The sequence below is a fragment of the Nocardia sp. 2TAF39 genome (genome assembly GCF_052114905.1).
Classification (GTDB): domain Bacteria; phylum Actinomycetota; class Actinomycetes; order Mycobacteriales; family Mycobacteriaceae; genus Nocardia.
In genome coordinates, this window is the sequence record NZ_JBFRFQ010000010.1 from 98003 (window position 1) to 109813 (window position 11811).

Genomic DNA, 11811 nt, shown 5'->3' on the forward strand with positions numbered 1-11811 from the left:
ATCGCTCAGTCATGGCGGAGCCGAGCGCCAGCGAGGTGGAGACATGAGTGAGCGCAGCGTTCGTGGCTCAGTTGGTGGTGGCCCGGACCAACGGCAGCCAGTGTGCCACCTCGGCTGCTCGGTTTCCTGAGGCACTGACCGCACCGGAATTCACCGCCGTGTCGAACTCCAGCAGGCCGGTGGCCAGCAACAGCCAGGTGCGCGGATCGGTCTCCACCACGTTCGGCGGGGTTCCCCGGGTATGTCGCGGCCCCTCGATGCACTGCACCGCGACGAAAGGGGGAACCCGGACCTCCACCGAGTGCCCCGGGGCGTTCGCGGCAAGGGTGCGCGCGGTGGTGCGGACCGCCACCGCGAGTTCGGTGCGCGCGGGAGCCGGTGCCGTGTCGTCCCGCAGCCATACACTCACCGCCGCCACCGCAGCCTGCAGCTCCCCCCGGTCCACCGTCCCTCGTCGCTTGGCTTCTCTCCGCCTTGAAGGGCGGAGGTTCCCACCCTCGCGGGCGGGGGTTTCCTGGTTCATCGACGGTTGCCTCCCAGCATCGGCTGCGGGGCGGTCTGACACCATCTCCGCAGGCTAGAACCGCCAGCCCGGCGGCTTGGATGTTCTTTGCCGCGTTCACGTCTCGGTCGTGGAACGCCCCGCAAGGGCATGTCCACTCGCGCACGTGAAGCGGCATTCACGTATTGACGCGCCCGCATGTCGAGCACGTTTTCGACGACGGATAGAACCGGTCGACAGCAACGACGGTGCTGCCGTGCCAGTTCGCCTTGTACTCGAGCATCGACCGGAACTGCGACAGCTCGCGTCGGAGATGGCGCGAGCCAACGATCGATTGCGGACCATGTTCCGCACACTCAGGTCCTCGATCGCGATCACTTGGTTTTCGCGCACCAACCGAGTCGAGAGCTTGTGTAAATGGTCCCGGCGCCGGTCGGCGATCCGGGCATGGATTCTCGCGACTCCGAGCCTGGCTTTCGCCCGGTTCCGCGAGCCCTTCCGCTTCCTGGAGAGGGCACGCTGAGCCTTCGCGAGTCGCTCCCGGCCGCGTTTCTCGTGCCGCGGATTCGATACCTTCTCCCCACCGGAGAACGTGTAGAGGCTCGCGATTCCCGCGTCCACACCGATAGCGCCGCCGGTCGCCGTGTGCTCGATGATCGTGTCCTCGACCGGGATCGAAATATGGTAGCGGCCACGCGCGTCCTTCGACACTGTGACCTGCGAAGGTGAGGCACCATCGGGCAGCGTCCGGGACCAGCGGATGTCCAGCGGCTCGGATTGTTCGGCGAGTCCGATCTGTCCGTCGCGGTAGGTGAAGCAGTTCGAGAAGTAGGTCGCCGACTCCTTGGAGCGGCCTTTCTTCTTGAACCGGGGGTAACCGGTCTGCTTGCGCCAGAACTTGTCGTAGGCGCTTTGCAGGTTTCGCAGCGCCGTTTGCAGTGGCCTCTTGGATGGCTCGGTAAGCCAATGGGTTTCGAGGTCGCGTTTCCACTGCGTGAGCATTTTGTCGGATTCGGCGTAGCTGATCCTGCGCTGTTCCTGCGTCCACGCCCGCGAACGCTCCGCCAATGCTCGGTTGTACACGTAGCGAACACAGCCGAAGGTGCGGGCGAGCTGCTCGCACTGCTCGCCCGTGGGGTAGAAGCGGTATTTGTAGGCCCGCTTCACCACTTTCGAACACATGTTCGACATGGCAGCACGTCAGCGTGCCGCAGACTCGATGTGCCAACTCCGCCGCGAACGACGGAGCATGCGCGCTACGAACCATCGTCACATCGCCGACGTTACCGCTGACGGCCCGGCCGGTTTACGGGTCCCATGGGTCGAGCCCACCACCGGGATCCATATGGTCCAGATTGGAAATCCGTCGGGTCGACTCCATCAGCCGTGCACGGTTGAGCTCGGATTGATCCGCGTGGTAAGCGTGCGCGGCATCGCGGTGCATCCGCGCCACCCGCTGCCCGATTTCCCAACGCGTGGCACGACCGACGCCGTTCCATTCATCAGGCGTGATCGCGGCGCGCAGTGCTCGGTCCGAATGCCAATTCTGCTCAACGGTTTCGATGAAACGGTGATCGATAGGCGCACCCGGGGGTGGCGCGCTGGTATTCCTGGCGAAGCTGTTCGCCGCGACAACGGCCTGCGCGGCGAAGGCCCTGCGCGCATCGTCGTCCACATGGTTTTCCACGGCGCGTGCCGCCGCAACGGCCTTCTGTAGTGGTTTGAAACTATTCTGGTTCTGCGACGTCGTCGACTTCTGGGTACTCAGGGCCCGTATGGCATTGCCGACGTGCTCGCGGCTGCCACCGGCAGACATCAGGGCACCGGGCAGCTGCGCGTCGGGGATTTTGCTGTCTTCCAGGCGTTTCAGTGCGTTCGCGACCCCGAGTTCGGTGTGCATTCCGCCGAAGTCGGCAGCGGCTTCCACGGCCAGCACTCGCCAATTCGTCCGGGCCAGCTGGCCCCAGGTGTGCGATTCCCGCCGCATCGGTGCGATTTCGACGTTGGCCAGATCAATCCGCCTGCGTCCGCGTGCCTGCGGGTTGAGGGGGTTGGTCGTTCCCGCGGCGAGCCATGCTGAGACTGGTGAGGAGTTGATGGTGTTGAGTGCCGCGAGTCCGGCAACCAACCCACGGCCGGAGCTGGCGGCATGGGACGTGCCCATGCCGAGGGCCGCGCCACTGCTACTCGCGGATTTGACCTGACCGCCTTGTACCGCGAGCGCGAACCGATTGGCAATCCAGTCATTGCCGCTGGTGAGGCTTTGGGAGAGTCGCTTCAGCTGTGAGATCGCGATGATTTCGACGGCGCCCGCGATGACGATCACCGCAATCACCTGCCCGCGGGCCTGCTGGAACAGGTTGCCCATGAACAGCAGATAGACACCGAGGAAGATGGTGTAGGCGGTCATCCGTGCGGCGGCGATGAAACTGTCGACGAGGTTGCGGACCAGGAACGTCTGGCTCGGACCGTAGACGAATCCGCCCGCGGCGAACCCGAAGATCGACATGAACCCGTGGTAGATCGTGTCCAAGGCAGCCTTGATGACCTTGATACCGAGGTAGGCCGCGAACAACAGCAGGATCCCGCCACAGACCAACAACATCAGCCCGGTGCCGATCTGGCCCATACTCGGGTTCGCGGCCTTGGCGTGCGCGGCAGTGTCCCCGCATGCCTTCATACCGTTCTTCACCCGGTCGTCGTCACCGGCCAGCACGCCCGCCGACCACACCGACCGGCACGCGGGCCGCTCATCGACCACATGCCCGAAGTTCCACACCTGCAGTGGACGCCGCGCGAAATTATCGGCCAGATTCCCCTGCATCGTCGCCACCAACTGGTTCGGATTCGGGTTACCGTTTCCGTTCAAACCGGCCGCCACCGAAATACCCAGATCACGGCCCTGCGCGAGCAACCCGTGCGAGGACAACACATCCTCCAGCGGCTCGGACAGGAACACCGGCCCCACTATCGCCACCCCGAGCATCGTCACCACCTGCATCGCGGCCTTTGCGTGGTAGCCCCGCACGATGAACCACGCCACGAAGAACGCCCCGATCGCCGCCGCTGTCACCAACACCAACGGTGTCGCCACTTGACCGGTCAACGCATCCGCCACTCCGCGCAGCGCGGAGGAGAACATGTCCAGCCACCGGAAGCTCAACGCGTACCCGATCAACCAAATCGCTGTGGTGACAATGGCGAGGTAACCGATGAACTCCAGACCGACTACCGCCCACACGATTGTGGCGCCGGGGTTCAGCGGGCCGCCATGATCGCTGGCGAACAGATAGTTGGCCAGCGGAATGCCGGACGAGTCCTTGATATTCATCCAACTCAGGCCGTCGACCTCGGACGCACTACCGGCAGAGGCCGCCTGATGCTGTGCGGTGGCCACCGCACCCACAGCGCCAGGAAAGACAAAGAGTGCCAACAGAATCAACACCAGCCAGACCGCGCGCCGCCGCCACGGTCCGACATTCGCCCAGCGCAGGCGAAACCGGATCAACTCATCGAAGATCTGGTTCGGATCGATTCTCGAGGCGTGGCGCTGTCGAAACCCGGGACTGTCGAGGTGGGTCATCGTGACGATGCGACGAATCCCGCTGCCGCGGAGCAGGTGTGCATGAAAGTGTCCCCATCCCATGTCGAACTCATCGTCCTCGGTCACCGCCAATGCAGGTCGTTACTCGTCGGACGGCTCAGGAGCTCGGCCCCGTCAACCACTACCGGGTGTTGCTCGAGCACAATCACTTTCCGGCTCCAGAGCGAGGCATAGAGGGACAGTACGTTCGTCTCATTGACGGGCTGCAGACAAGGTTGACGACATTGCGTGAACAACAAGTGACGTAATTCGAAAGCCGGGACCGCTCGCATGAGCGCTGAAACATGTTCTGCTGCAATGCGGGAGCGGCATGCCACGAGTTAGCTCGGACGTGGCCGACCCCCTGCGCGGCTGTTGCTCGGCGCAGGGGGCGTGATGGTGGCGGTCAGGCAGTCTCGGTCGACTGCTTCGGGGTGGCCCGCACGCCGACGTAGCAGCATTCGGTGCCGTCGGCGAGGGTGGCGAAGACGACCGGCATGTAGTCCTCGCTGAAGGATGGCCCCGCGCCGGAGGCGGCGAACACGGTGGGCGCGACCGGAGTCAGTTCCATGTTCAGCGCCGGCGACACGCCCGCCATGCCGTCGACGAATTCGTAGCGCATGTGGCCGGTGCCATCGGCGCGTTCGGTGACGGTGACCACAACACCGGCGCGCCGATAGGTGCCGACGAACGGGGCGATGTCCACCGCGACCGGCGGGTCGGCCGGGCCGAACGGGTCGGGCATGCGGACGTCCGCCAACTCGGCGAGCAGTTCGCGGAACAGAGCCGCATACAGCTGGCGTGCGCCACCGCCGTTGGTGAGCAGAGCAACCGCGACCCCCGCCTCCGGTACCACCCGCACATAGGCGTACTGGCCGATTGCGGCGCCGTCGTGGCCGAATCCTTTGATGCCTTCCCAGTCGTACAGGGTCCAGCCGAGGCCCCAGCCGTCGGCGCTGACTGTCCACTTGTCCGGGACGTCGATCTCGCGATGCCGCATGGCCGCGACCGATTCGGCGGAAAGAACCCGGGTGCCGTCGGCGGCGAGCCCACCATCGAGGTGCATGCGGGCGAAACGGACCATGTCGCCCGCCGAGCTGATCACCCGCGCCGCCGGCGCGACCGAGCGGGGCATGAGATCCCACTCCGGTGCGGGATCCGGGTCGGCGCCCGGCTCGCCGAGGTGGCTCATCGCGACGCGAAACCGCAGCGCCTGCTCCGGCAGGGTCACCAGATGCTCGAGTCCCAGTGGGGCGGCGAGCAGGTCGCGCACCGCCTGATCCCAGGTCTTGCCGGTGAGCACCTCGATCACCCGTCCGAGTACCACGTAGCCGAGGCTGCCGTACGACATCGCTGTCCCCGGCGCGCAGTCCAGCGCGACATCCCGTGCGGCCCTGACATATTCGGCGAGGCAGTCGTCGCCACGGCCGGTGTCGTGGTTGAAATCGTTTGTCACGCCACCGGTGTGGCTGAGCAGCTGCCGGACCGTAATCCGCCGCGTCGCGTCCGAGTCGGGTGTGGCGAACTCGGGCAGCACGTCCACGACCGGAGCGTCGAGGTCGAGCTTGCCCAGGTCCACGAGCCGCATGATCATCGTCGCGGTGTAGACCTTGGCGACGGAGCCGCACAGGAACACCGAGTCGTTCGTCACGGCCGCTCCGGTTCCTCGGTGCAGGACGCCACTGGCGATCTCGTAGACCTGTCCGTCGACCAGCACGGCGAGCGATGCGCCCGGTACGTGGTGCGTGGCGCGCAGCTCGTCGAGCCGCGCCTGCCACCGCGCGACGGAGAACCGGCGGCCGGACGAGTCCGCGCTCCCCCAGCTCCCCCGGACATTCCAATCGCCCGCCGCGTCCCAGCTCACAGTGTTCGACATCGCTTTGCTCCCGATTTCTTCCAGTCGACGAGTACGTCGTTCCCTAATGCGCACACTGTACTCAACAAGGAACGATGTGCGCAAGTGCGTACTCGGCACGGCTACTGACGAATGACCGAAGTCCGCACAAAACCAGCCGACAGCCGACCATGCTCAGGCACGACCCCGCCTGACACGACTGAGCACGACGCAGCGGTGTGCACGTTCAGGACCTCGGCGGACCTGCGGATCTGATCGCCGCCTACGTTCCCGCACGTTGACGAAACCAGCACGACAGTGAGCGGACCCAGCCACCGAACGGTCCTCGATATCGAACGCAGTCGCTCCGGCTCAGCCGCTACGGAACGACCCGCGACGACAGGCGAGCCGAGAAGCGACCGCTCCACCCGCATTGACGGCCAGATGCAGGAAGGCCGGGGCAGCGGCGCTCTCAGCGCGACGGCGCAGCAAGCCGAACACGAAGCCGCCCACCGAGGTCGCGGCAACAGTGGCGGGCGCGCTGTCACCTGCCGCACGCGCGGGCGCGATATGCCACAGCCCGAAGGTCACCGCGCCGAGAAGCGCGCCGACGCGGGTGCCGAAAGCCTTGTCCAGCAAGGGATCCAAGGTGGCGCGGAAGACCAGCTCCTCGCTGTAGACGGTACCGATCGGGATGTGCACGACAACCCACTCCACGGCCGACACCTCAGGGCCGCGATCGGCGAATTCTCCCAGACTGTGCCGCGCCGACGAAATAGCAAGGGCCGCAGCATAACCGGCGGTGACAATCGACGCAGAGGCCAACCCGTAACGCACGCCACGCGACGCGCACCAGTTCGGCCTGCCGTGCAGCGTGAGCGCGTATCCGGTGGCGAAACCGGCATTGGCCGCGGTCCGGCCACGGATGCCGAGCCCGAGCCGGGGCAGCACCCAGTTGCTCCAAGCCAGCGGAACGGCAACGGCCGCAGCCGTTCCCGCGACACGCAGTCGGCTCACTTGATCTTCCGCTCGTACTCCTCCGAGGCCTCCAGCTCGACCCGGATCCGCTCGAAGATCTCCGCGGTCCAGTCCGGTGGCGCCGCGATGGCCGCCCAGCCGTCCAGCACCAGGCTGCCATAGCGGTGCCCGTGACCGTCGGTGACGCCCTGTGCGTTGGTGAGGTCGGCGGCGACCTGCCAGAACGTCACGAACGGCCACCAGCGCATTTGCGAAGACACGTCCGACCCACGCGGCTCGGACAACCAATCAGGTTTCGAGAAGATCAGATCCGGCGACCACCAGACGATGGGGTCGGACGCGTGTTGCAGGTACGCGAGGCGCGGCGGCCGCCACTCCGACGAGGGCCGCGCCAGATCGGCACTGTCGGAGGCGAACCGGACGACGAGCCCGTCCGCGTACACCGGCTCGACCTCGCGCGAGCCCGGATCGCGGCGCGAAACGAACTGCTTCCACAGCCGGTTCGAGTTCGGCGGGCCGACCCAGAGCGCGCCGTCCACCTTGGCCCGCAGGTCGGCCAAGCCGTCGAAGGCGGCCTCGGACCCCTCCGAACCCAAGCTCTCCCCATACACCAGCAGCTTCGGCCGCAGCTGCGGCGGTCGTGCCGTCCAGTGCTGGTACACCGCGTCGAACAGGCGCTTGCCCGCGGCCGTCGCCTTGCCGCGGTCGGCGAGGAACGACAGCACGCTGGGCAGATACGAGTACTGCGTGGCCACGATGGCGGTGTCGCCGCCGTACATGTACTCGATCGCACCGGTCGCCATGGAGTTCACCCACCCGGTTCCGGTCGTGGTGACCACCACGAGCACCTTCCGGTCGAACGCTCCGGTCCGTTCCAGTTCGGACACCGCCAGCTCGGCCTGCTCCTCGCCGTCTTCGGCGGATTCCAGACCGACATAGGCCCGGATCGGTTCCTTGGCCGGCCTGCCGGTGACCGAGGTGATGCGACCCGCGGTGGGGCCGTGGGAGACGAACCACCGCCCTTCGAACCCGAGGGTCTCCCATTTCGCCAGCGAGGTCGGGCTGCCCGAGCGCTCCGGCTGCTGCGGCTGGACCGCGTTCTCCGAGTTGTGGTCGTTGCGCACGCTGAAGGCGGAGTTGGCCACCGCGAAGAACGCCCGCGAGGCCACGCCGTTGAAGATCGTCACGGCCAGCACGACCAGCACGAGGAACCCCGCCGCCGGCGCCAGTTCGCGCGGCACCTTCACCCATCGGTTGAGCAAGGGTGCCAGGAACAGGATAATCTCGCGCACCGTCCGGTACACCGCGACCACCGCAGCGCCGATCGCCACGCTCAGCAGACCGGTGCGCAGGTAGGCGGGCGTGGTGGTGCCCTCCATGCCCATCAGCGCGGTGATCTCGCGCTGCCAGCGTGCCGACTGCACGAGCATGAAAGCGGCGCTCAGCGCGGCGGTGCACAGGATGGCCGACTTCACCGCGTAGCGCACCCAGGTGGGCGGCGCGGGAACCTTCAGCCGCGGCCGTACCCACAGCCGGAACAACCATTCCAGTAAACAGCCGACGCCGTACCCGAGCGCGGCGTTGACCCCGCTGATCAACCCCTGGAACAGCCAGTCACGCGGCAGCAGCGACGGCGTCACCGACAGCGCGAAAAATACCGTCGCGACCACCAGGCCGACGTAGTTCAGGTCGATGACCTCCTCGGCCCGCCGGACGACCGCGACGCCGCGCTTACGCAGCCTCTGCATTGTCGTGGCGGTCTCCAGCACTCGACCAGTATGGCGGTCGCCGCCGTCGGCCCGACGCGTTGCCCGGCCGCGACACGTGCGCCGTCGACACACCACCGTGGAGGCCATATGCCCGCGCACGGCAACTACCCGGTCCGTTCGAGTAGTTGTACGCGGTCATTCGCACCGCCGAGTCCGCAGACTTCGCATCCATGAGCACACACCCGACGCACAGCCGAAGACCACCTCGGCGTTCGTCGCCCAGGCCGCGATCGCGTTCGGTGTCAGCTTTTTCGGGGCGGGCGTCGGCATCTGTTATCTGCCACTGGACCTCTGGCAGCGCGGTCTTCGCGATGTCCATGCTCTTCCTGGTGACGCGCACGTTCACGCTCGCAAAGGTGGTGCGCGACCAGCATGCGGCCGCGACCGTGCACGGTCGCATCGACCAGGCGCGGATGGAAAAGCTGCTCGCCGAACACAATCCGTCCACATACGCTGACCACGCCCGCTTGGGCGGGCCCGGCAGTCGAGGGGTCCGGGTCCGCTCGAGCGAGCGTTCCAGCGAGCACTTCAGCTGTCGAGATCTTCCGGCGGCCGACAGTCAGATCGTGCTCGCGCCGAACAGCTTCGGCAGCGTGCCCTCGTGCGCGGCACGCAACTCGTCCATGGTGACCGAGAACTGGCCCTGCACCTCGACCGAATCCGACCCCTGGTCGACCACGCCGATGCGCACCCACGGCAACTCGCGGGCGGTGCACATGCGGGTGAATCTGGTCTCCTCCGAACGTGGCACGGCAACGAGCACGCGGCCCGCCGACTCGGAGAACAGCATGACGAACGGGTCGGCATCCTCGGGAAGCAGGATGCGGCAACCGGTCTCACCGGCCAGCACGGCCTCGACAATCGTCTGGGCGAGCCCGCCCTCCGAAAGGTCGTGCGCCGCACTGATCATGCCGTCGCGCGAACCGGCGGTGAGGACCTCGGCGAGCAACTGCTCACGGGCGAAGTCGACCCGCGGGGGGACGCCGCCGAGGTGGTCGTGCGTGACCTGCGACCAGATGGAGCCGCCGAACTCGTCGCGGGTGTCGCCCAGCAGGATCAGCGTCTCGCCCGGCTCCAAGCCGAGCCCGGTCGGAATGCGGCGGTGCACGTCGTCGAGCACGCCGAGGACGCCGACCACCGGAGTCGGCAGAATCGCGGTCCGGCCGGTCTGGTTGTAGAAGCTCACATTGCCGCCGGTGACCGGAATGCCCAGCGCCACACAACCATCCGCGAGACCGCGCACGGCCTGCTGGAACTGCCACATCACGCCGGGGTCCTCCGGCGAACCGAAGTTGAGGCAGTTGGTGACCGCCTTCGGAGTAGCGCCGGTGGTTGCGACGTTGCGGAATGCCTCGGCCAGCGCGAGCTGGGCGCCGGCGTAGGGGTCCAGCTTGGTGTAGCGACCGGAGGCGTCGGTAGCCAGCGCGATGCCGCGGCCGGTCGCCTCATCGATCCGGATGACGCCGGCGTCGGCGTGCTCGGCGAGCACGGTGTTGCCGCGCACATAGCGGTCGTACTGCTCGGTGATCCACTTGCGGCTGCACAGCTGCGGGCTGGAGATCATCTGCAGCAGCGTGGCGCGCAGCTCGTCGGCCGTTTTCGGTCGGGTCAGGTTGTCGGGGGTGTCGGCGATCAACGCGTCCTGCTCGTCCGGGCGCTGAACCGGGCGCTCGTACACCGGGCCCTCGTGCGCGACGGTCCGCGGCGGCACGTCCACGACGGTCTCGCCGTGCCAGGTGACCACGAGCCGGTCGCCGTCGGTGACCTCGCCGATCACGGTGGCCAGCACGTCCCACTTGCGGCATACGGCCATGAACGCGTCCACGTTCTCCGGGCTGACCACCGCGCACATGCGCTCCTGCGATTCGCTGGAGAGCACCTCGGCGGGGGTCATGTTGGCCGCGCGCAGCGGCACCTTGTCCAGCTCGATGTGCATGCCGCCGTCGCCTGCGGCCGCGAGCTCGGAAGTGGCGCAGGACAATCCGGCGCCGCCGAGGTCCTGGATGCCGACGACCAGCTTCGCCGCGTACAGCTCGAGGCAACACTCGATGAGCACCTTCTCGGTGAATGGGTCGCCGACCTGCACCGAGGGCAACTTCTTGCGGCTGCGCTGGTGGTCGGCACCCGCAAGCGACCCGTCCGAATCATCGGAGAAGGTGTCCGAGGCGAGTACCGAAACGCCGCCGATGCCGTCCAGGCCGGTGCGCGCGCCGAACAGGATGATCTTGTTGCCGGTCCCGGAGGCGAAGGCCAGGTGCAGGTCCTCGACCCGCATCACGCCTGCGCACAGCGCGTTCACCAGCGGATTTCCCTGATAGGAGGCGTCGAACACGGTCTCGCCACCGATGTTCGGCAGGCCGAGCGAGTTGCCGTAGCCGCCGACGCCGCGCACGACGCCGTCCACCACGCGACGGGTGTCGGCCGCGTCCGCCGCGCCGAAGCGCAGCTGGTCCATCACCGCGATCGGCCGCGCGCCCATCGCCATGATGTCGCGCACGATGCCGCCGACGCCGGTGGCCGCGCCCTGGTACGGCTCGACATAGGAGGGGTGGTTGTGACTCTCCACCTTGAAGGTGACCGCCCAGCCGTCACCGACGTCGACCACGCCCGCGTTCTCACCGATACCGGCGAGCATGGACTTGCGCATCTCGTCCGTGGTGGTCTGACCGAAGTAACGCAGGTGCACCTTCGAGGACTTGTAGGAGCAGTGCTCACTCCACATGACGGAGTACATCGCCAGCTCGGCGTCGGTCGGCCGCCGACCGAGGATTTCCTTGATGCGGGCGTACTCGTCGTCCTTGAGGCCCAGTTCTTTGTAGGGTTGCGGCACATCGGGGTTTGCTGCGGCTGCGCTGACGGTGTCGACCTGCGGAGTCACGGAGTACCAGGGTCCTTTCGGCCGGGCAGGGGGTCGGCAAGCCGGCGGAGCCGGCGGGGTGGGCGAACTCAGCGAAGCGACGAGCGTTGTCACTGGGTTGCGGCGAGATGCCTGGGTGTAAGTCTAGAGGCAGTGTGTAAGTGCCGTGCAGCTGAGGGCGCAGCAGCAGCACCGGCCGTGGTCCGTGACCATTCCCGCGGCGGTGTGTCGGGTGGACGTAGCCATGCGGGTCAACCGGCCGACCGGCCGGACCGACCCGCTACTCTG

Annotated in this window: 6 protein-coding genes and 2 pseudogenes; 1 reads left to right on the forward strand and 7 read right to left on the reverse strand. The window is 66.9% G+C overall.

Annotated features, from left to right (window positions below; genetic code table 11):
* Positions 1-67 precede the first annotated feature (67 nt).
* From AB4Z47_RS08455 to AB4Z47_RS08480, 6 genes and pseudogenes are all read right to left on the reverse strand, one after another.
* Positions 68-445, reverse strand: coding sequence for a sterol carrier family protein (locus tag AB4Z47_RS08455; RefSeq protein WP_441949287.1), 378 nt, complete (start codon positions 443-445; stop codon positions 68-70).
* A 100-nt stretch (positions 446-545) separates the two neighbouring features.
* Positions 546-1684 (reverse strand): annotated as a pseudogene (locus AB4Z47_RS08460) (RNA-guided endonuclease InsQ/TnpB family protein); the annotation flags it as partial.
* A 124-nt stretch (positions 1685-1808) separates the two neighbouring features.
* A complete protein-coding gene (locus tag AB4Z47_RS08465) occupies positions 1809-4172 on the reverse strand; it encodes a hypothetical protein (RefSeq protein ID WP_441949289.1) in 2364 nt (787 codons plus the stop codon).
* A 319-nt stretch (positions 4173-4491) separates the two neighbouring features.
* Positions 4492-5961 carry a serine hydrolase domain-containing protein gene (locus AB4Z47_RS08470; protein ID WP_441949291.1) on the reverse strand — a complete coding sequence of 490 codons (1470 nt, stop codon included), beginning with the start codon at positions 5959-5961 and terminating at the stop codon, positions 4492-4494.
* Between the two features lie 330 nt (positions 5962-6291).
* Entirely contained in the window at positions 6292-6936 is a 645-nt protein-coding gene (locus AB4Z47_RS08475) for a CPBP family intramembrane glutamic endopeptidase (RefSeq protein ID WP_441949293.1), read from the reverse strand.
* Entirely contained in the window at positions 6933-8645 is a 1713-nt protein-coding gene (locus AB4Z47_RS08480; RefSeq protein WP_441949398.1) for an alpha/beta hydrolase, read from the reverse strand. Before AB4Z47_RS08480 ends, AB4Z47_RS08475 begins: the two co-directional genes overlap by 4 nt.
* Positions 8646-8832: 187 nt before the next feature.
* On the opposite strand from AB4Z47_RS08480, the pseudogene AB4Z47_RS08485 reads away from it, so the two are divergent.
* A pseudogene (locus tag AB4Z47_RS08485) lies at positions 8833-9109 on the forward strand (YiaA/YiaB family inner membrane protein); the annotation flags it as partial.
* A 116-nt stretch (positions 9110-9225) separates the two neighbouring features.
* Here AB4Z47_RS08485 and purL read toward each other — a convergent pair.
* Positions 9226-11544: a phosphoribosylformylglycinamidine synthase subunit PurL gene (gene purL, locus AB4Z47_RS08490; RefSeq protein ID WP_441949295.1), complete on the reverse strand. Its 2319-nt coding sequence runs from the start codon at positions 11542-11544 to the stop codon at positions 9226-9228.
* Positions 11545-11811: the final 267 nt, after the last annotated feature.

Excerpts from the sequence above, each read along its gene's own strand:
- AB4Z47_RS08480 (WP_441949398.1), bottom strand. The coding sequence starts at position 8,645 with ATGCAGAGGCTGCGTAAGCGCGGCGTCGCGGTCGTCCGGCGGGCCGAG.
- AB4Z47_RS08470 (WP_441949291.1), bottom strand. The coding sequence starts at position 5,961 with ATGTCGAACACTGTGAGCTGGGACGCGGCGGGCGATTGGAATGTCCGG.